13 protein-coding genes, 1 tRNA gene and 2 rRNA genes (1 of these 16 cut by a window edge) are annotated in these 21,789 nt (G+C 58.9%); 6 read left to right on the forward strand and 10 right to left on the reverse strand.

The window, feature by feature from the left end:
• Positions 1-16: 16 nt before the first annotated feature.
• From FZ934_RS14150 to FZ934_RS14170, 5 genes are all read right to left on the reverse strand, one after another.
• Entirely contained in the window at positions 17-3,166 is a 3,150-nt protein-coding gene (locus FZ934_RS14150; RefSeq protein WP_153271592.1) for an efflux RND transporter permease subunit, read from the reverse strand.
• Between the two features lie 26 nt (positions 3,167-3,192).
• On the reverse strand, positions 3,193-4,329 hold the full coding sequence (locus FZ934_RS14155) for an efflux RND transporter periplasmic adaptor subunit (RefSeq protein ID WP_153271593.1): 1,137 nt from the start codon (positions 4,327-4,329) through the stop codon (positions 3,193-3,195).
• A gap of 54 nt (positions 4,330-4,383) precedes the next feature.
• A complete protein-coding gene (locus FZ934_RS14160; protein WP_113365074.1) occupies positions 4,384-4,992 on the reverse strand; it encodes a TetR family transcriptional regulator in 609 nt (202 codons plus the stop codon).
• A 167-nt stretch (positions 4,993-5,159) separates the two neighbouring features.
• Positions 5,160-5,591, reverse strand: coding sequence for an OsmC family protein (locus FZ934_RS14165; protein WP_153271594.1), 432 nt, complete (start codon positions 5,589-5,591; stop codon positions 5,160-5,162).
• A gap of 171 nt (positions 5,592-5,762) precedes the next feature.
• Positions 5,763-6,983 (reverse strand): adenylate/guanylate cyclase domain-containing protein, encoded by a 1,221-nt coding sequence (locus FZ934_RS14170; RefSeq protein ID WP_153271595.1) that lies wholly within the window; start codon positions 6,981-6,983, stop codon positions 5,763-5,765.
• A 172-nt stretch (positions 6,984-7,155) separates the two neighbouring features.
• Between FZ934_RS14170 and FZ934_RS14175 the strand changes: the two genes are divergently transcribed.
• Positions 7,156-8,067, forward strand: coding sequence for an SMP-30/gluconolactonase/LRE family protein (locus FZ934_RS14175; RefSeq protein WP_153271596.1), 912 nt, complete (start codon positions 7,156-7,158; stop codon positions 8,065-8,067).
• An 18-nt stretch (positions 8,068-8,085) separates the two neighbouring features.
• On the opposite strand, the gene FZ934_RS14180 is transcribed toward FZ934_RS14175, so the two are convergent.
• The gene (locus tag FZ934_RS14180; protein WP_153271597.1) at positions 8,086-9,534 is read right to left on the reverse strand and encodes a UDP-glucose dehydrogenase family protein; all 1,449 of its coding nucleotides are present in this window, start codon (positions 9,532-9,534) and stop codon (positions 8,086-8,088) included.
• A 20-nt stretch (positions 9,535-9,554) separates the two neighbouring features.
• Complete coding sequence (locus FZ934_RS14185) at positions 9,555-10,577, reverse strand: UDP-glucuronic acid decarboxylase family protein (protein ID WP_153271598.1); 1,023 nt, start codon at positions 10,575-10,577, stop codon at positions 9,555-9,557.
• A gap of 253 nt (positions 10,578-10,830) precedes the next feature.
• On the opposite strand from FZ934_RS14185, the gene FZ934_RS14190 reads away from it, so the two are divergent.
• From FZ934_RS14190 to FZ934_RS14210, 5 genes are all read left to right on the forward strand, one after another.
• Positions 10,831-11,484 carry an alpha/beta hydrolase family protein gene (locus FZ934_RS14190; RefSeq protein ID WP_432443585.1) on the forward strand — a complete coding sequence of 218 codons (654 nt, stop codon included), beginning with the start codon at positions 10,831-10,833 and terminating at the stop codon, positions 11,482-11,484.
• A gap of 199 nt (positions 11,485-11,683) precedes the next feature.
• The gene (locus tag FZ934_RS14195; protein ID WP_153271600.1) at positions 11,684-13,195 is read left to right on the forward strand and encodes a Wadjet anti-phage system protein JetA family protein; all 1,512 of its coding nucleotides are present in this window, start codon (positions 11,684-11,686) and stop codon (positions 13,193-13,195) included.
• Between the two features lies 1 nt (position 13,196).
• Positions 13,197-13,838, forward strand: a complete 642-nt coding sequence (locus tag FZ934_RS14200) for a DUF4194 domain-containing protein (protein ID WP_153271601.1) — start codon at positions 13,197-13,199, stop codon at positions 13,836-13,838.
• Positions 13,835-17,314: an SbcC/MukB-like Walker B domain-containing protein gene (locus FZ934_RS14205; protein ID WP_153271602.1), complete on the forward strand. Its 3,480-nt coding sequence runs from the start codon at positions 13,835-13,837 to the stop codon at positions 17,312-17,314. Before FZ934_RS14200 ends, FZ934_RS14205 begins: the two co-directional genes overlap by 4 nt.
• Positions 17,311-18,495, forward strand: coding sequence for a Wadjet anti-phage system protein JetD domain-containing protein (locus tag FZ934_RS14210; protein ID WP_153271603.1), 1,185 nt, complete (start codon positions 17,311-17,313; stop codon positions 18,493-18,495). The genes FZ934_RS14205 and FZ934_RS14210 overlap by 4 nt, the downstream gene beginning before the upstream one ends.
• A 93-nt stretch (positions 18,496-18,588) precedes the next feature.
• Here the strand turns inward: FZ934_RS14210 and FZ934_RS14215 are convergent.
• The 3 genes from FZ934_RS14215 to FZ934_RS14225 form a co-directional block, all read right to left on the reverse strand.
• Positions 18,589-18,665: transfer RNA gene (locus FZ934_RS14215), tRNA-Met, on the reverse strand.
• A 236-nt stretch (positions 18,666-18,901) separates the two neighbouring features.
• Positions 18,902-19,016: ribosomal RNA gene (gene rrf / locus FZ934_RS14220) — 5S ribosomal RNA — on the reverse strand.
• A 220-nt stretch (positions 19,017-19,236) separates the two neighbouring features.
• Positions 19,237-21,789: ribosomal RNA gene (locus FZ934_RS14225) — 23S ribosomal RNA — on the reverse strand; it runs 245 nt beyond the window's last position.

A 21,789-nucleotide genomic window follows, 5' to 3' on the forward strand; every position in this document is an offset into this window, starting at 1 on the left:
CGCGCCGTTTTCGGTATCATTCCGCTGCGATGGCCGGCGGAGTTCCATGGAGATGACTTCCGTCGTTGCCGTTTGCATGGTCTTCGGCCGCATCGTCCTTTGCCTTCGGCTCCTTGCCGAAGAACAAGGCATAGGCCGCGGGCAGCACGAGAATCGTCAGCACGGTCGCGACCAGGATGCCGCCCATCATGGCGTAGGCCAGTGGCCCCCAGAACACGCCACGCGAGATCGGGATCAGCGCGAGCACCGCGGTCAATGCCGTCAGCATGATCGGGCGGAAACGCCGGACCGCGGCACCGATGATCGCTTCCTGCCGATGCATCCCCGCCTTGATGTCCTGATCGATCTGGTCGACGAGGATGATCGAGTTGCGGATGATGATCCCGAGCAGCGCGATGACGCCGAGGATGGCGACGAAGCCGAACGGAGCACCCGATATCAGCAGCGCCGCAGCCGCCCCGATGATCCCGAGCGGACCTGTCGCCAGCACGAGCATCGCCTTGCCGAAGTGCTGCAGCTGCGCCATCAGCAGGAGGACGATCACAACAAGCATGATCGGCGCCTTTGCGGCGATCGAAGCCTGGCTTTCGGCGGAATCTTCCGCGCCGCCCTGGATTTCGATCTTGTAGCCGGCCGGCAGGCTGTCACGCAGCGACTGCATGTCGGCATACATCTTCATGACGACATCGTTCGACTGGACGTCGTCAGGCAAGGTCGCACGAACGGTGATCGTCGGCAGACGGTCACGCCGCCATTCGATCCCCTGCTCCAGAACCGGCACCACCTTGGCAACCTGCGATACCGGAACAAATCCACCGAAATCAGTCGGCACATAGACCGAATTGACGGCCGACAGCAGCGAGCGGCTGGTCTCCGGCTCGCGGGCAACGATCGATACCGTCTCTTCGCCATCGCGGAAGTCGTCGAGCGGGGCACCGGAGACGGCCGTCTGCAGCATCTGGCGTATGCGCTGCGACGTGACGCCAAGCGCACGCGCACGGTCCTGGTCGATCACCAGCTTCATAGCCGGCACCGGCTCGAGCCAGTCGTCATGGATCGCGCCAAGCTGCGGGTTGGCCTGGAACTTCGCCTTCACCTCGTCGGCGATCTTGCGAACTTCCTGACGGTCCGGTCCCATGACGCGCATCTGCACCGGCCAACCCGTCGGCGGACCGAGGAACAGACGATCGACCTTGCCGCGGATATCCGGGAAGTCTTCCGCAAGGATATCACGCAGCTTGACGATCAGGCGTTCGCGCGCAGGCTCGTCGTTTGCCATGACAAGGAGCTGCGCGAAGTTCGGATTGCGAAGCTGCTGGTCGAGCGGCAGGAAGAAGCGCGGAGCGCCTTCGCCGATATAGGAAGCGACGAACTTCTTGTCGGCATCACCCATGATCTTGGCTTCGAGCGCCTTGGTCTGCGTCTCGACTTCCTTGATGCTGGTGCCTTCAGGCAACCAGAGATCGACAAGGATCTCAGGACGGGAAGATTGCGGGAAGAAGTTCTGCGGAATGAACTGGAACGCCCAGAGACTGGTCGCGAAGGTCACCAGTGTCATCGCCACCACGATGATGCGATGACGCACAGCCCAGCCGACCGTCGCCCGAAGGCGCCGATAGAAGCTGGTATCGAAGGCATCATGGTGTTCGCCGGCATGATGACGCTGCTTCAGGATCATGTAGCCGAGCCACGGCGTGAAATAGACCGCGACGAACCACGAGACGACGAGCGCGATGCCGACGACATAAAACAGCGTGCGCACATATTCACCGGCGGTGGATGCCGCAAAGCCAACCGGAATGAAGCCGGCGGTGGTGATCAGCGTACCTGTCAGCATCGGGAAGGCAGTCGAGGAGTAGGCGAAACTCGCCGCCTCGATCTTCACAAGGCCTTCTTCGAGTTTTCGCTCCATCAACTCGACGACGATCATGGCGTCATCGACGAGCAGCCCGAGCGCGATGATCAGAGCGCCGAGCGAGATGCGTTGCAGATCTATCCCGAGCTCGTACATGATGGCGAAGGTCGCGGCCAGCACGAGCGGAATGGCAATCGCGATAACGAGCCCCGAGCGCCAGCCGATGGACAGGAATGAGACGATCAGCACGATAACAAGCGCTTCGCCGAGCGCATGCATGAACTCGCTGATCGCATCAGTAACGACATCAGGCTGGTTGGAAATCTGGTCGACGGCAACGCCGTACGGCAGCGACTGCTCGAAACGCTGGTAGGTCGCTTCGACGTCCTTGCCGACATCGGTCACCTTGAAGCCCTTGGCCATGACGACGCCGACCTGAACGCTCTCATGCCCGTTGAAGCGGAACTTGCGCTGATAGGGGTCCTCCAGGCCGGAATAGACGGTCGCGATATCGCCAAGGCGCGTCACCTGATTGCCGGCCTTCAGCCGCAGCTCGCGGATATCCGCGGCCTTGGTCACATCGCCCTCGACGGAGATTCGCACCGAGCGCGTGCCGGTATCGACGGAGCCTGCTGCATCGACGCTGTTCTGTCCCTTGATCGCGTTCTGAAGGTCGAGAATAGTCAGGCCACGTTCAGCCAAGGCCTTCGAGGAGACGTCGATATAGATCTTTTCCGGCTGGTCGCCGATGATCACGGCCTTCTCGACGCCAGGCGTCGTCAACAGCATGTCGCGCGCCTGGATGGCGAATTTCTTCAGCTCGGGATAGCTGTAGCCATCACCACTGATCGAATGCAGCGTGATGTAGGTATCGCCGAACTCGTCATTGAAATAGGGACCGAGCAGACCTTCCGGCAGCTCGTTGGAGATGTCACCCACCTTCTTGCGCACCTGGTAGAAGGCGTCAGCCACTTGCTGGCTGTTGGTATCGCCCTTGACCTGCAGGGTGATGATGGCGCTGCCAGCGCGCGTATAGGACTTAACCCAATCGATATGCGGGGTTTCCTGCAGCTTGCGCTCGATCTTGTTGACGACCTGGTCTTCCATCTCCTGAATGGAGGCGCCTGGCCAGACGGCCTGCACGACCATCACGCGGAAGGTGAAATCCGGATCTTCCTTCTGACCCATGCGCATCAGTCCGAGCACGCCGGTAATCAGAATGAGGCCGAACAGGAAACGCGCGATGCTCGGATGACCGATCGCCCAGCGCGACAGGTTGAAGGGACGCTTCTCGGTGCTCGAGTTGTCCATGGTCCTAATCCCTCTCCTGATTCCACTTAGCGAACGACATCGCCACCGTCGGCCTGTGCCGACTGCTGCTCCGGCAGCTTGACCTTCAAGTTTTCAGTCATGAACTGCGTTCCGGCCGCAACGACGAGATCGCCGGTCTGCAGGCCGTCGGCGACATTGACGCCATCATGCGTGAAGTCCGCGACCTTGATTTCGCGCGCATGCACCGTTTCGCCGCTGCGATCGACGATCCAGACGATCTTCTTGCCGTCCTTTTCAGCCAGTGCGCTGAGCGGGATGGAGACATAAGGATTGGCAATGTCGGCTGTTGCCTCGACGGTCGCGGTCATGCCGAGAAGCACCCGCTCGTCCTTGGGCAGGCTGACGCGAACGGAGAAGGTCCGCGACTGCGAGTCCGCGCTGCCGGACACTTCGCGCACCTTGCCATCCAGAACGAGCCTGTTGTCCGACCAGAAGCTCGCCGTCACCGTCTTGCCGGGCTTGAAGGCAGCAATGTCATTCTCAGGCACGGCGATCTGCACTTCCTTCTCACCATCGAGCGCGACAGTGGCAACCGGCGTGCCGGCGGAAACGACCGCGCCGGTATCGGCGCTGATCGCCGTCACGATGCCGGTCTGATCGGCCTTCAGCTCGGTATAGGCCACCTGGTTTCGTGCCTGATCGAGCGAGGAAGCCGTTGCGTCTCGTGTAGAGACCGCCTGGTCGTAGCTGAGGGCGGCCTGCTCGAGCTGAGACTTGGCCGTTACGCTCTTGTCGAAGAGCTGCTGGGCACGCTTGTTTGCGAGATCGGCCGTCGCCACGCCCTTCTCGGCGGCTGCGAGGTTCGCTTCCGCCGTCTTGACCGCAAGCTCGTAATCCGTTGGATCGATGCGGGCGATGAGATCGCCCGGCTTCACGCGATCGCCGATATTGACGCGACGATCGGTAATCTTGCCGGCCACGCGGAAGCCAAGGTTCATCTCGACGCGCGCTTTGACCGAACCGGAATAATCGAGCGACCTGACGTCGCCGGCCTTGGCGATCTCGACCACCTTGACCGGCCGGACAACCTCTTTGGTTTCGGCTTTCTTCTCGTCGCTGCAGCCGGAAACGGCGAGCGCTACGGCGCCAAGGAGCGCAAAGGTGGCAAAGGAAGGCAACGACACTGTCTTCAGCGAAATCATCTTTCGCACTCCTGAAATGATCTTTGGGTTGGAGGGGCGGTGCTGACCGCCCAGCTATTTCTTCAGCGCCCGGATCGTGAACTCGATGAGTTCGTCGACCGTGGCACGGTTGGTCTTGGCGAGACATTGCGCCACCATCTGCGGGTGGCAGAGCGACATCGTCGCGGCACCGAAGCAGCGAGACGCAACATCGGCGTCCTGCTCGACGAACTCGCCGGACGCAATGCCTTCGCGGATCACGTCCGCGATCAGGGCATGGATGCTGTCGACATGCTTTTCGATGACATGCCAGTCGCGCTCGATCGCAACGACGACCATCTCGTGAACCTTCTCCTGGTCGAGCATCGTATCAACGGTCATTTGATACTGGCCTTCGACGAAGCGGCGCAGCCGATCCGACGCGCTGATCGGAAGATGGCAGGCGTCGTAAGCCATCTGATAGCTCGCGGCGAGCATGCGACCACAGATCGCCTGGTGGATTTCGACCTTGGAAGCAAAGAACCGATAGACGTTTGCCGGTGACATCCCGAGGTCGCGGGCGATGTCTGCTACCGTCGTCTTGGCATAGCCGTAGTGGCGAAACAGCCGCTCGGCGGCGTCGAGAATGCGTGTGACATTCTCCTGGCGCGTCGCCTCCAGCGTGTTCTCGATGGTTTCGGTCATGTTCAGGGCACCGATATTTATGACTGACGATTTTCGTATTTCGTCAGTCGTAAAGCATCAAGCGTCATTTGTCAATCTGATGCACTGCAGCATGGAGCTGCCACGGCCCAAACAAAAAAGGCGCCGCGACTGGCGCGGCGCCTTTATCAGCTTGCAATAGGGTCAGGTCAGGCCAGCTTCACTTCCAGCGAGATCGGAACAGCAGACAGAGCCTTGGAAACCGGGCATCCGGCCTTCGCCTTGTTGGCAAGTTCGATGAACGTCCGTTCGTCCGTGTTCGGAACAGAGCCAGTCAGCGAAAGATGGATCGCCGTAATGGCGAAGCCACCTTCAACGCTCTCAAGCGTGACCTTGGCGGTCGTTTCCATGCTGGTTGCCTTGAGGCCAGCTTCCTCGAGGATCAGCGAAAGAGCCATCGTGAAGCAGCCCGCATGTGCTGCACCGATCAGTTCTTCCGGATTGGTGCCGGGAACGCCTTCAAAACGGCTTGCGAAGCCGTAGGGGTAGCTCTTGAGTGCCCCGCTCTGGGTCGATATCTGGCCTTTGCCATCCTTGAGGCCACCCGACCACTGAGCCGAACCTGTACGATTGATCTGCATGCCGTCCTCCAGTTTCTTTCGATTGTGATGGGAACGAAACGACCACTGTCCTTTCGCCCGCTGAACGAGGCACCTGCCCCTTCGACGCGATATAATCCTCTAGTCAAAGAAGGCGACACGGCTGTGAAATTTCTTTGTGGACGCAAACCGCGAGCGAGCCTCGATGTGAGGTCAGCCCAACATGCGGCCGCTGTCGATCGTATAGAGGTCCTGCGCCCGCTGGACGCCTCGCAGCGCGTAGCGACCGATGCATGCAAGCGTCTCTCGATCCTCGTCGGGAATAGAGGCCGCGAAATCGGAAGACATGAGAACGTTGAAATCGACGGACCGGCAGAGCGACGCAATTCGGCTCACCTCGTTGACCGCAGGGCCGATCACAGTGAAATCCAGCCGCTCCTGGCTGCCGATATTGCCGTAGAACACATCGCCGATATGCAGGCCGATATAGACATCCGTGGTCGGCCGGTCGTCGCGTGCCCGTTCCTCATTGAGGACGATGAGCTTCTCGCGCAATAGCCGCTCGGCCCGAAGCGCCGCGCAGCAGGCATCGGACGCCGCTTCCGATTTGAAGATAGCAAGCACGCCATCGCCGATCAGCTTAAGGACGTTGCCGCCAGCCTCGTGAACCGCTGAAATGATGACATCACTATAGGCGTTGAGCATCGGCAATATGTCTTCCGGCGGTACGCTGTCGGAGATTTTCGTGTAATTCAGGAGATCCGAGAACCAAAGGGCGGCTGAGATGCGCTCCGATTTGCCCCGCGAGATCTTGCCTTCCAGCACCTGCCGCGCGGCGTCTTCACCGAGATAGACCTCCGCGATGGTCCGGGCGATACGGCCAAGCGCAATGCATTTGATGGCGAGTGCCAGAACCGGCACCAGCTTGCGCAGGATGACGAGGTCGCGATCCGAGAAACCCTGCAGATGGCGCGTCGTAAAATGCGAAAAGAAGCAATCCATCTCGCCGATGGTACCGGCCTTCTCAAAACGGTGCACCATGGCGATAAAGTCGGTGTGGCCCTCCGACTGCATCCTCTCGAGCATCGCGAAATCGGTCGGGTCGCCGAAGCCGATGCGGCGGCGCACCTCGTTCTCGGTGCCAGCCCAAAGGTGATAGAACGCCGACCGCTGCCAGCTTTGTAGCGAATCCGCATCGCGGCCAGTCGGGCCATACTCGAACTCCGGCTCAATTGCCTTTTCGCTGTCCCAGCGGAAAGCGCGACCCTCGTGCACCGGATGCAAAGTGTCCATCAAGGCCATGCCGCGATCGAGCCGCAGCCCGAACTCCCTGCACATCTCGCAGAAGCCGGTCAACAGCTCGGATTCGGAAGCTCCCTTGAGCCCCTGCTCCGTCAGCCAGGCGGCAACCGTCCCGATATCGCTCTGTTCCATGAAAGGCTCCTCGCTGAAACTAAGCTATCGCGGTTTCGTCAACGTGGCAAAGAGCTTGGCCCTTCCCCGCGGCAATTTCCTTTTGAAGCCAATCATTTGCCGAAACGGCTCTGGCACAGACCGGATTTTGCGGCTACCACAGGGGCCGGAACGCTTTGGGAGGAGTCGGCCGGTGTCGGACAATGTGCTTTATGATGTCAGAGACGAACGTTTTCACGAATTGATTGCAGGCAGCGCGAAGCTGGAGGAGCTCATTTCCGGTTGCCGCTGGGCAGAAGGCCCGGTCTGGTTCTCCGATCTCGATTGCCTCATCTGGAGCGACATTCCGAACGAACGGATGATGCGCTGGGTGCCCGATGGCAGCGTCTCGGTGTTTCGCTCGCCTTCCAACTATGTCAACGGCAACACCCGCGATCGCCAGGGCCGACTGATATCGTGCGAACATGGCGGCCGGCGCGTGACCCGCACCGAGCCCGATGGCCGCATCACCGTGCTTGCGGATAGCTACAAGGGAAAACGGCTGAATTCGCCGAACGATGTCGTCGTCAGATCCGATGGCTCGATCTGGTTTACCGATCCGACCTACGGCATCATGTCCGACTATGAGGGACACAGGGCCGAGCCCGAGCAACCGACACGAAACGTCTATCGCATCGACGCCGGCACGGGCGAAGTCGAAGCCGTCGTGACGGATTTCATTCAGCCGAACGGTCTTGCTTTTTCGCCGGACGAAAAACGTCTTTTCATCGCAGATTCCGGTTCGTCGAACCATGAGGTGCCGCGCCATATCCGCGTCTTCGACGTGGTAGACGACAGGCGGCTCGAGAATGGTGGCTATTTTTGCTCGATCGATGCCGGCGTGCCTGACGGATTCCGCTTCGATGTGAGAGGCAACCTTTGGACCAGTGCGGCCGACGGCGTGCATTGCTTTGCACCGGACGGCACGCTGCTAGGCAAGATCAAGGTTCCTCAGACCGTCTCTAACCTGACCTTCGGCGGCCCGAAGAAGAACCGGCTCTTCATCACCGCCACACAATCGGTCTACTCGATCTACACAACGACGAACGGCGCCCAATATCCCTGACGGGATGGCCTGCTGCTGTTACTGCGCGGGAATGGCGACCGGAAGCGGCGCTCCCGCGCGCACCGCGCCATTTGCCGCATTCGGCTGGGCGCTCTCGTCATAGTAATCCGCCTTGACCGCAAGGCGACGCGGTGTCTGCTGCTGAACCGAGGCCTTTTCCCTGCGGGGCGACCCGATGCGGTGAAGTTCGAAGCCGGCAGCCTCGACCTTGCGAACATCCAGGATGTTCCGGAGGTCGACAATCGCCGCATGCTTCGTCAGCGCGGCGAGCCGGACGAAGTCGAGATGCTCGAACTCCTTCCACTCCGTCGCAACGACGATGCCATCAGCCCCCGTCGCGCACTGATAGGGATCAGCCGTATAGTCCACGTCCCTGAGATACTGACGCGCCTGCTCCATGCCCTTCGGATCATAGACGCGCACCCGCGCGCCGAGCCGCTGCAGCGAGGTGACGATATCGAGCGACGGCGCCTCGCGCATGTCGTCGGTGTTGGCCTTGAACGTCAGCCCGAGTACCGCGATCGTCTTGCCGCGCACGGACTGCCCGAGAGCGCGAACGACACGGTTTCCCATGCCGCGCTTCCGCGCATCATTGGCCGAGATGGAGCTTTCCACCACGCGAAGATTGACCGCATGGCTCTGCGCCGTGGCAAGCAGCGCAAGCGTATCCTTCGGGAAGCATGAACCGCCGTATCCGGGGCCCGGATTGAGGAAGGCGCGACCGATGCGTTTATCCTTTCCGAGGCCATCTGCAACCTCGGCGACGTCAGCACCAACGGCCTCGCAGAAATCCGCGATCTCGTTGATGAAGGAAATCTTGATCGCCAGAAACGCATTCGCCGCGTACTTGATCACCTCGGCGGCGTTGCGTCCGGTATGAAGAATTGTGACCCCCATGGCGCGCAACGGCTCATAGAGCGCCTTCATCTTCTCCCCTGCCCAGGGCAGATCGCAACCGACAACCACACGATCGGGCTTCATGAAGTCCTCGATCGCGCTTCCCTCTTTCAGGAACTCGGGATTGGAGACGACCGCGAATACGAGATCAGGCCGCGCAGCGCGGACGATCCCTTCCAGCGCCTCGCCGGTTCCGACCGGAACTGTTGATTTCGTGACGATGATGATGCCGTCGTCAGCCGTCAGTGCGATCGCGCTCGCAACCGAGTAGACACTCGTCAGATCAGCTTCGCTTCCGCCCTGGCGGGTCGGCGTACCGACGGCGATGAAAACGAAATCGGCGCCCTTCATGGCACCTTCGAGGTCGCAGGAAAAGGCGAGCCGGTTCTGCTCGATATTCGTCTTGATCAGAGCGCCGAGGCCGGGTTCGTAGATCGGCACGCCGCCGGCCTTCAGGGTCTCGATCTTCTGCTCATTGCTGTCGACGCAAACGACCGAATGGCCGAGAGCCGAAAAACACGCACCGGATACGAGCCCGACATATCCTGAGCCGACAATAACGACCTTCATGATAACCCCTTACACACTATTCATTCGGCGGCGCTAATCGTCATCGCGGGCTGCTTGCGCAGCTCGCGATCGAAATACTCGATCGTCCGGATCAACCCCTCCCGAAGGCTGATCTCCGGCTTCCAGCCGAGCAGATCCTTCGCCTTGCTGATATCGGGCTTGCGGCGCTTCGGGTCATCGACCGGCAGTGGCAACCGTACGACCGGTGACCGCGACCCCGTTATCTCGAGCACCAGACTCGCGAGTTCTTCCATCGTGAACTCGCCCGGATTGCCGATATTCACGGGACTGTCGGCCAGCTCGCTCCGCATCAGCAGGTCGAAACCACGGATGAGATCGTCGACATAGCAGAACGATCGGGTCTGCTGGCCGTCGCCATACATGGTGAGAGGCTGGCCAAGCAGCGCCTGAATGATGAAATTCGAGACCACCCGGCCATCGTCGGGCTGCATGCGCGGACCGTAGGTGTTGAAGATGCGGACGATCCGCACCGCGACGCCACGTGTCTTGCCGAAATCGGTGAAAAGCGTCTCCGCGAAGCGCTTGCCCTCATCGTAGCACGAACGCGGGCCAACGCTGTTGACGTTGCCCCAGTAGTGTTCCGGCTGCGGGTGGATTTCGGGGTCGCCGTAGATCTCGGAGGTCGAGGCGTGGAACACCCGCGCGCCGTCCCGCTCTGCCCGCCGGAGCACATTCCATGCTCCCTGGCAGTTCGTCATCGCGGTCGCGACCGGATCGGCCTGATAATGCACCGGGGATGCCGGGCAGGCCAAGTTGTAGATTTCCGAAAAGGCCGGCAAGCTATCCGGCAGTTCGTCGCGCACATCATGCTGCACGACGCTCAGCCGATTGGTGAACTGCAGCTTGGAAAGGTTCGCGACCCGGCCGGTGTGAAAATTGTCGAGGCAGTAGACATGATTGCCGCGCGCGACGAGCAGTTCGGCAAGATGTGAGCCAAGAAAACCTGCGCCACCCGTGATGAGAATATTTGACGATTCAAGAATAGGTCGAAGTGCCTTCGAATGACTATGAGCTTCAATCATAACTACACTCCATAAAGCACCACCAACAAGCGCGTTGCTTCGGGCCACAATCGATAGACTAGCGATCAGGCCTCTTACTATTGTCCGGATCTATCCAATTGTTAGTTTATAAGTCGCGCGGTTGCCATTCATTCGAAAGGTGAAGCACCCGCCTTCATTTGCGCCCCGCACCTGAGGCGCTACGCGACATCAGGGCTGGTATCGCGAAATGATTGCCGCTACGCCTTTGCGCAGGCGATGAGTTGGTTAGGACATGCAAGTGGAAGAGAAGTTTCTGACGATCGGCCCAGATGATGCCGAGTTCTCCATCCTGCTCGCCCACGGCGCGGGTGCACCCATGGACTCGGCATCGATGAATGCGCTTGCCGAAACACTGGCGGATGCCGGCTTTCGCGTCGGGCGCTTCGAGTTCGGCTACATGGCGGAGCGCCGCCGATCCGGCCGCCGCCTCCCCGCCCCGCGTGCGGAAACGCTCATCCCGGAATATCTTGCCGCCGTCACCCAGTTCGCGACCTCCGGCCCCGTCATCATCGGCGGCAAGTCGATGGGCGGCCGCGTTGCGAGCATGGTGGCGGATCAACTCTACGTCGCCGGCTCGATCGCCGGCCTGTTGTGCCTCGGCTATCCCTTCCACCCGATCGGCAAGCCGGCGCAACTTCGCACGACGCACTTACAGGCACTGAAGACACCGACACTCATTTGCCAAGGCACGCGCGATCCGTTCGGAAGCCTGGAAGAGGTGCAGGACTACGCGCTGTCGGCGCAGATTTCCCTCTTCTGGCTTGACGACGGCGACCACGATTTCCGACCGCGCAAGGCCGTCTCGGGCTTCACGCTGGCGGCTCACTTGCAGAGCTTGTCGTCTCGTGTTTCCGCATGGATCGCGAACCTGCGTCCGGCGGCATAGCCCAACGCGGCACAACTAGCCCCAAAATAGAAGACCCACGAAAAACAATCCTAAATTGATATTCTCATATTGACATAACCGATCTACTCGTACGTACTTCGGTCCCGAGATAACGTTACGTATTGAATTTCGAAAAATCCTGTAACCGCGCCATTCTGATAAAATTTTATAAATGAAATAAGAATTGGAAATATCACCGATGCTTTTTGGGAAATTGCATACGGATATATTCACGGTTTTCTCTGGATCAAACCGTCTAATATACGAGATCATTGTCGCAAAAATCTATGAGCGCTTTTACCAGGCCGATCTCTATTTCCCAACTCAGACCGATATCCTCCGACTGATCTATGACCAGTTGGCCGAGCAGTCTCATTTATGGCGAGACGACGAAGTGCCGGTCGTCCTCGATGAGCTTGCTTTGGGAAAAGGACGCCGGATCAAACGCCGCGGCAACGATAGCGCAGATCCGATTGCCAGCAGCGACGCCATGATGCGGGCGCGGCATATCTATCACCGCCTCATCGCGACCGGTTGGCTGGAGCCGATCCATTACGGGCTGAAGATCACTGTCGACATGCCGTCAGGCGCCATGCGCCTTGCAGAATTCCTCAGCGAGCTCAAAGTAGGTGTCTCCGAGCAGCTCGGCGGCCTGGTGGTACAGGTCAAAAGCGGCCTGGAGGCCCTGCATACCAAGGCCCGCGAAAATGCGCTCGGTCTTCACAAAGCGGCTCGAGATGCCGCCTCTTTCGGGCGTTACATGCGGAGTGTCCTGTCGGCCCTTCGGGAAATCGACAAGCAAGTCGTCGCAAGCGAAAACATTGGCGACCGCCTGAAGCACTATTTCGAGGATTTCGTCGAGCGGGTCCTGCTGCAGGATTATGCCGCGATCACCACGACCTCGCACCCGTACCGCTATCGTCATAGAATTATCGAGGCCCTCAACAGGCTAGAGGATTCCATCGCGGATACAGGGGCGATCGCGGATGCCTATCTGGAAGCCCGGCTGGCAACAGATATGGCTGGCGCCCGGGAACTCGTTCACGACGATCTGCAGCGCATCCGCAGTGTCTTCGACCAGATCGAGGATGCCTTCGAAGCCATCCAGCAGCATCGGACAAGACTTGAGACGCGGCTGCGCAACACGGTGCGATACGCGGGGCGCCGCAGCGGCGGATTTCTTCTGCGCAGCACCTCCGTATTGCTCACGCTTGATAGGCTGATTGCCGCCAGAAAGGCGGATGTCACGCTGCCCGGTTTGATCGAGCCTCGCCTGTCGCCACTTTCCCCGTTCCTTCTGGCTCGTCCACGCAACGCGCGACAACCGATTGTCGGCGATGTGCTGGCGCTGCGGCCTGTCAATCCAATCTGGGAACTGCGAAAAAATCTGGAGCGCATTCATATCCAGCGACTGAGTGTAAGGCCCGAGCAGGTCTTGCATTTTCTCGAAAGCCGGGTGCCTCGGTTTGGAGAGACACCAGCCAGCCGGCTCTGGATCGACACGATCGACGATTTCCTCGCCTTCGAGGCCCTGCGCTTGGTCGCGCATTCGCGCGCAGAGGGAAAGCCGCATGACACACCGCTGGCCGCCTTGCTTGCCAAACACTTTACCTTGGCACCGATCGCTGATGCCGTCGTCGACAATGACTGGCTGCGGTGCGCGGATTTCAGCGTTGCCCGCAGGCAAGACGTAACAAACCCGGGAAACTGAAATGCTCGTCGAATTCCGCAACCTCGAGGGCCGTGATCCGAAACTTCTGCAACGGGTTATCCAGGTCATCCATCACCTGCTGCGTCATCAGTTCCTTCATGTTGAGGATCGCGGCTCGCCCGGCATGATGGAAACCCTGCTGAAACCCGAGATCGAAAGGCTCGTGGCCAGCTATTTCGAGGTCGCAGGCTATCGGCTCGCCGTGCGCGACTCAGAAGGCTGGGCCGGCATCCTTCCGGATACTGAAGTCGTCACCGGCCCAAGGATGCGCATGGACGAGACCCTTGTTCTTCTTCTCCTGCGCAGGCTCTGGGGAGAAGGCGATCTTGGAAAACACGGCAACATGCTGACGACGCTCAATGAGGCTTATGATGCCTACCAGGACATGGTGGGCGGCACACGAAGACCCGCCTTGGGAATCGTGGAATTCAGAAACCTTCTACAATCGCTAGAGCGGCGGGCGATCGTCAGGCTCGGTGAATATGACGACGAGGCGCGCGACATGCACCTGACCATTCGAGCGCTTGTCGACACGGTGAGCGGTACGCAACATCTTCTCCATATAGAGCAGCTTCTGTCCGGTCCGGATTTTCAGGACAACGACGAGGAACCATCAGACGAAAACGAGGACAACGCCGAATGATGCAGCTCAGTCGTATCTCACTGGTGCAATGGCACCTATTCGGTCGCGAAGACCTCGATATCAGCGGCAATGGCGCAATCCTCGGCCAGAACACCTCGGGAAAGTCGACGTTGATCGATCTGATCCAGGCAGTCATGGCGGGTGGATCGCCCAGATATTACCGTTTCAATCGGTCCGCCGGCGAGACGGGCAGCAGCCGCTCGGAGAGAACCATGCGAGGCTACTGCCTGGGACAGCTCAACGAGCACCATGTCCTGCGGGAGCAATCCATCACCCATATCGCCCTCGTCTTCGATGATCCGACCGGTATGCGCAAGCCTGTCAGCATCGGCCTTTGCATCGAGGCATCGGCCACCGAGGATGCACAGATCGTCGGCCGCTATATTGCTCCCGGCGTTCGTATTCACACCGATATGCTAGTCGAAGATCTTGCCGATGGACAACAACGCTCCGCGGCATGGTCGCTGGTTCGCTCGCGGTTGGAGCAGACGTGTGCGGAACGAGGCACCACTCTTCTCAGGCCGGACGGTGCGCGCAATTTCATCCGCGAGTACATGCGCCTGCTCTTCACCGGCCGCCGGCACGGCGATCCGGAGCGTTTCATCCGCGCCTTCATAACAGCATTGTCATTCGAGGAAATGCGTTCCGTCGAAGACTTCGTTCGGCGCTTCCTCTTGGAAAAGGACGATATCGACATCGGCGAGCTGCGAGATTCGATCCAACGTTATCGGGACATTCAGAAAGATATCCACGAGCTTGAGCGGCGACTGGAATCCCTGCGCAACATGCAAAAACTCGTCGGCGAATATGTCGTCTTGCTGGAACGCGAAGATATTGCCCGCGGCGTTGAGAGCCTCGCTGCTCTGATCGAGTCTGGCGCGGTGCTTATCGCGAAGATCCGTGCGCTTCGCGAGAAAACCATCGCGCTCAATCATGTTGGCTCGGAGAGCGCGCGTCTCGATGACGAGCAGAAGATGCTTCGGGAGGAAGAAGAGGTCCTGCAGGCGCAGATCGCAGCCCTAGACGTGACCTCACAAAAATCGATTCTGACCGCGGAACTGAGACTGAAGGAACAAGCCCGCGCCGCTGCAACAAGTCGGCTGCAGCAGCGCTTTCTCAGCACCGCGCGCGCCGTCACGCTGCTCGATCACCACGAAAGACTGGCCTCTCTCAAGCTCGGGCATCTCTTCGAGATGCTGGAAACCATTCGCCGCAAGAGCGGAGATCAGGCCTCTCCTGCCTGGCCGCAAAATCCTGCCGAGATGGAGCACTTGATCAATGCCGCGAAACCTGAAGCAGCGGCAAGCCAGATCAAGCTGCTCGAGCGACGCGACGACGCGATCACCTGCCGCAAGAACCTCGAGAAAGAGCTGGCTGAGCTCGAGGACAGGCTGCGCCAGGCACGATCTGGCCAGGTCGCGCTGGACCCGCGCACCGCAGACCTGATCAGCACGCTGCAGAGCCAGGGAATGCGTCCAAGGGCCCTGTGCCAGGTCACCGAAATCCTCGACGAAAGCTGGCGCAATGCCGCGGAGGCCTTTCTCGCCCGCGATCGCGAGGCGATCATTGTCCAGCCGGAACACGCCGCACGCGCCGTCGAAATATTGCGAAGCGACAGCAGGGACCGGTTCCGAGGCTGCCGCGTCGTCAACACGCGGCGGCTTGCCAGCCGCTCGCTGGAGGCGCAACCGGGATCGTTGGCAAGCATCATGAAGAGCGACGATGCGCTCGCCTCCGCGTTTATCGATTTCCGCGCCGGAAAGGTGCGCCTCGCGCACGGCCAGCCCGAACTCATGGACGGCGGGCGTGCCATCATGAAGGACGGCACATACAACAATGACATGGTGGTGGAGGTTTTACATGCTCAGGGCGGCCTGAAGATCGGTCGCGCCGCTGCACCGCTGATGCGGGAGGATCTTTCAAGACAGACCACCGAGCATCGCATGCTGATCGCAAACCATGTTCAGAACGAAAAGTTCCATGACGACCTGGCAAGACGACTGGACGCGTTCATTCAACCGGTCGAAGCCACCAATGGCCTTGAAGCCCTGGCGTTCGAAATCAATCAGCTCGATGAAAGCCGGTCGGATTTGCAGCAAAGGCTGGATCGCGTGGCGTCGAGCATTGACCCGCGTCTCAGAGCCGCTGTCGAGCGGATAAGATTGAGACTGCAAAACATCCAGGCAGACAAAGGTGCGTGCCAGACACAACAGGGTGAACTGACAGCCCGCATGGATGAACTTAGCCGGATGCTCGGAAGCGGCGAATACCAGCTCGGATCGCGAAGACATTTCTCGCTGCGACGCCAAGTCTTTCGCCAGAAAATTCGAAATCGTGCGCAGCTTTCGGCACTTCGGGACACATACATCGCCGAACGCCCTAAAGCGCTGGCCAGCGTCATAACAAACATGAAGAAACGGGCCGAGGACGCAAAAGAGGAATACCACGCTTGCGAAGGGGAAATTCGCGAAGCGCTGACCCACTATCGATTGAACTTCGACAATACGGCGCCATCAATCGGGCCGGCATCCATTTCGATCGAGATCAGGAACTGGATCGAGACCAATACGGCCATGCTGGAGGCCAACGAACTGATCCGCTACAGGCAACAGGCGGATGAGGCTGCAAGCCAGATCAGCCGGCTTCTGCGAACGGCTTTCGTACAAGAGCTCAACAACCGGTTCAACAAGCTGAAAAGCGAACTCGATGCGCTGGCCCGCGCACTGAAATCCCGGCCCTTCAATCGTGAGACCTACACACTCAACGCCCGTCCGAAGCCGGAACTCTCCGGGCTCTATCATCTCGCTCAAGCGAGCCAAGATGACGAAAACGTCTTTGAAACCCTTTTCAGTCACGAAGCCCCGCGCGACCCGCAGCACGCACAGGCTTTGGCAGACGTCGAGCGGCTCTTGAACGATGAGGCGCTCGATTTCACCCTCTATCAGGATTACCGCAACTACTACAGTTTCGATCTGACCACTCGGAATATCGAGACGGGTCTGCAGACCAGTTATGAACGCCGCAAAGGCACGGCCAGCGGCGCGGAACGCCAGGTTCCCTATTACGTGATCATCGGCGCCGCCCTCGCAAGCATCTACCACAGTTCCGGGCGACATAGCGAACGCACGGATTTCGGACTGGGCCTTGCGGTCTTCGATGAGGCGTTCAGCAAAATGGACGGTCCAAACCAGCGCACCTTGCTGGGCTTCTACACCGATATCGGCCTGCAGGTCGTCATCGCGGCACCCTCTGAAAAACGTGCCATCATCTACGAGAACATGGACAGCATCGCCGATGTCTTCCGCCACGGCAACGCGGCGACCGCCGAGACCATCCGGATCAAGCCCCATGCCCAAGAGCAGATGCGTGCTAACAACCCCCAATATATCAGCGATGCCGAGCTGGCCATCCAGATAACAGCCAATGGTCCGGATGCGGTCGCTGGCGTCCGAAATGGTGCGGATATCAACGGATGAAACACGTCCGTTTCGGCGATGCGGCCAGGCTCCTTCACAACCTGCTCGACCGGTATGAAGCGAGACCCAGCATCCCTCACCCGTTAAGCTATGCCGACGAAGCCGCCTTTCCGAGCGTAGAGGCGCGCGACCGCTTCGTCGAAACCATCCGGGCAGCCGAAAAGTTGGGGGCGGTAAGCCTGGAAAACACGAAAGCCGCCGATGCCGATGGGCTGCGTATCAGGCTCCTCGATGCTGACGCGCTGTATAGGCATCTGGACCGGAGGCCCTCGCACCAGCAGGTCGAAGCCACGCTGGCGGATCTGTATCAGCTCCCGAATATCCCCAAAGCGGCGCACGAGGTGCTTGACGAGATCGCTTCTGCCTGGGCACGCAACGTCCGAAAATTCGGGTTGGTCCGAAGCGATACGGCAAGCGTGCGGAACGCACTCGCGCTTGCCTGCGGATTGCAGGAGAGGGTGAAAGATGCGGCCGCCGTCACCGTCGATTTCCGCAGTTTTTCACGTTCGGTCGGGGCCGACAGCAAGGCGCTCGATCGTTTGGCGACCAGCGTCGTTGCAATCCATTCTCGTCTCTACCCAAGCGATATCGCAACAGCCACTTTGGACAGCGACGAGTTCCTGGCGACGTTTGGCGTCGCGCGCACGCCACAGCCCTTTTTGCTCAGCGGCCCGATTGCAATCCACGGTGTGAAGCTTCCAAACCTCGTCTATTACGGCTTTCCACCCGACCAGGCCGCCGCGGTCACGCTCGCCGATTCCGTCGATTATGTCCTGACGATCGAGAATTATACGTCCTTCATTCGCCATGCTCGGGAATGCAACGGCAACTGGAGCGGCCTGATTCTCTACACCGGCGGCTTTCCTGCCCGCAGCCATCTTGACCAGATCCTGCGGCTTTGCCGTGAGGCAGGCGCGCCGACATACCATTGGGGCGATCTCGATGCCGGCGGTGTGCGCATTTTTGCGCATCTGGAAAAGGCGCTGCGCCATGATGCGATCAGATTGCGACCGCATCTGATGGATGCTGGCATTCTGGCCCGGTACGGCGTCCCGGCGACGGCCAACGCCAGCACTCCCCCATATGGCGGTGACGACAGCATGATCAAAGGCCTCTGGCGCGCTTTAAGGGAAGCGGGTCTGGTCCTGGAACAGGAAAGCCTGTCACCGCAACGGCCATGATTGCGCCGCGACTAGCGGCCGCGGCCCTTGCGTCTCTACGGCCCGATGCGGGTCTTCTTTGATATGTTTCTGGGTATTTCGTTTGTGAAGATTTGGTTGCGGGGGCAGGATTTGAACCTGCGGCCTTCAGGTTATGAGCCTGACGAGCTACCGGGCTGCTCCACCCCGCGTCCAGCGTAAATCCCTTTGGGATTTATCGCGGCTACGTCGTCGCTTTAGCGATGACGGACTGTGCCGGAGCAAATTGCCGAAGGCGATTTGTCTCCTGTAAGGGACGCACGAGCAGATACGATGCGCATCCCATTATTTCCGGGCCCATTATAGCAGAAAGGCCGCTTACGCGGCCCTTTTGTTTCGGCTGGGCCGAAGATTTCGATCAGAGAAGATTTGTTGTTGCGCTTGGCAGACCTGGCAGCGACCGACTCTCCCGCGTCTTAAGACGAAGTACCATAGGCGCTGGGGCGTTTCACGGCCGTGTTCGGAATGGGAACGGGTGCAGCCGCCCCGCCATAACCACCAGGTCAGCGAAGCGCAACAAATTGAGAAGCTGGTGAAGGCAGAGCCTTCTTCTTAGTCTTTGAACACGTCTTTCTCTTTGCCGCCTGGACGATGCTTGTTGCACCCATACAGGCTGGTAAGCCGTCGCGCCTCGTGGCGCGGGCCGTCCGCAGCGCCTTTGGCGCGTCAGGACAAGAGATGATGGCTCATCGAACTTTGTTCGATGAGCATTGATCAATGAGAACGATCAAGCCAATCGAGCTATTAGTACCGGTAAGCTTCACACATTGCTGCGCTTCCACACCCGGCCTATCAACGTGGTCGTCTTCCACGGCTCTGATAGGGAATACTCGTTTTCAGGTTGGTTTCCCGCTTAGATGCCTTCAGCGGTTATCCATTCCATATGTAGCTACCCTGCTATGCCCTTGGCAGGACAACAGGTCCACCAGAGATATGTCCATCCCGGTCCTCTCGTACTAGGGACAGATCCTGTCAATATTCCTACACCCACGGCAGATAGGGACCGAACTGTCTCACGACGTTCTGAACCCAGCTCACGTACCGCTTTAATTGGCGAACAGCCAAACCCTTGGGACCTGCTCCAGCCCCAGGATGCGATGAGCCGACATCGAGGTGCCAAACAACCCCGTCGATATGGACTCTTGGGGTCATCAGCCTGTTATCCCCGGCGTACCTTTTATCCGTTGAGCGATGGCCCTTCCACACGGGACCACCGGATCACTATGACCGACTTTCGTCTCTGCTCGACTTGTCAGTCTCGCAGTCAGGCGGGCTTATGCCATTGCACTCGACGACCGATTTCCGACCGGTCTGAGCCCACCATCGCGCGCCTCCGTTACTCTTTCGGAGGCGACCGCCCCAGTCAAACTACCCACCATACACTGTCCCGGATCCGGATAACGGACCGCGGTTAGACATCCATGACGATAAGGGTGGTATTTCAAGGATGGCTCCACGGAAACTGGCGTCCCCGCTTCAAAGCCTACCACCTATCCTACACATGCCGACACGAATGCCAGTGTAAAGCTATAGTAAAGGTGCACGGGGTCTTTCCGTCTGACCGCAGGAACCCCGCATCTTCACGGGGAATTCAATTTCACTGAGTCTATGTTGGAGACAGCGGGGAAGTCGTTACGCCATTCGTGCAGGTCGGAACTTACCCGACAAGGAATTTCGCTACCTTAGGACCGTTATAGTTACGGCCGCCGTTTACTGGGGCTTCGATTCAAAGCTTGCACCTCTCCTCTTAACCTTCCAGCACCGGGCAGGCGTCAGACCCTATACGTCGTCTTGCGACTTCGCAGAGCCCTGTGTTTTTGATAAACAGTCGCTACCCCCTGGTCTGTGCCACCCCATCATACTTGCGTAAAATGGGGTCACGCTTCTTCCGAAGTTACGCGTGCAATTTGCCGAGTTCCTTCAACATAGTTCTCTCAAGCGCCTTGGTATACTCTACCTGACCACCTGTGTCGGTTTCGGGTACGGTCTATACGGTGGAGCTATTTCCTGGAACCGCGTCCCTGCAAGATCAATCCAATAAGACCTTACAAGTTGAGCAATCCGTCACTACCACCAGGCCCACGAATATTAACGTGGTTCCCATCGACTACGCGTGTCCGCCTCGTCTTAGGGGCCGGCTAACCCTGCTCAGATTAACTTTAAGCAGGAACCCTTGGTCTTTCGGCGAGAGGGTCTCTCACCCTCTTTATCGTTACTCATGTCAACATTCGCACTTCCGATACCTCCAGGATGTCTCACGACTGTCCCTTCACAGGCTTACGGAACGCTCCGCTACCACGTGCACAAGTGCACATCCTCAGCTTCGGTGCATGGCTTCAGCCCCGTTACATTTTCGGCGCAAAGACCCTTATTTAGACCAGTGAGCTGTTACGCTTTCTTTAAATGATGGCTGCTTCTAAGCCAACATCCTGGTTGTTTTGGGATCCTCACATCCTTTCCCACTTAGCCATGACTTGGGGACCTTAGCTGGAGGTTAGGGTTGTTGCCCTTTTCACGACGGACGTTAGCACCCGCCGTGTGTCTGCCGAGTAGTACTCCCGGGTATTCGGAGTTTGGTTAGGATCAGTAAGACGGTGAGTCCCCATAGCCCATCCAGTGCTCTACCCCCGGGTATTCGCTCGACGCTCTACCTAAATAGATTTCGCGGAGAACCAGCTATTTCCGAGTTTGATTGGCCTTTCACCCCTAGCCACAAGTCATCCCAATCTATTGCAACAGATGCGGGTTCGGTCCTCCAGTTGGTGTTACCCAACCTTCAACCTGCTCATGGCTAGATCACTCGGTTTCGGGTCTAATGCAACTAACTAAATCGCCCTATTCAGACTCGCTTTCGCTTCGCCTACACCTACCGGCTTAAGCTTGCTAGTTACACTAAGTCGTTGACCCATTATACAAAAGGTACGCCGTCACCCTTGCGGGCTCCGACTGTTTGTAGGCATCCGGTTTCAGGTTCTATTTCACTCCCCTTGTCGGGGTGCTTTTCACCTTTCCCTCACGGTACTTGTTCGCTATCGGTCATGCACGAGTACTTAGGCTTGGAGAGTGGTCTCCCCATGTTCAGACAGGGTTTCACGTGCCCCGCCCTACTCTAGGACAATCAAAGTATCTACGCGTACGGGGCTGTCACCCACTACGGCCAAGCTTTCCAGCTTGTTCCACTTTAACTTCAATTGCCACTGGCCTGGTCCGCGTTCGCTCGCCACTACTTGCGGAGTCTCGGTTGATGTCCTTTCCTGCAGGTACTTAGATGTTTCA

Source organism: Rhizobium grahamii, assembly GCF_009498215.1.
Taxonomy (GTDB): domain Bacteria; phylum Pseudomonadota; class Alphaproteobacteria; order Rhizobiales; family Rhizobiaceae; genus Rhizobium; species Rhizobium grahamii_A.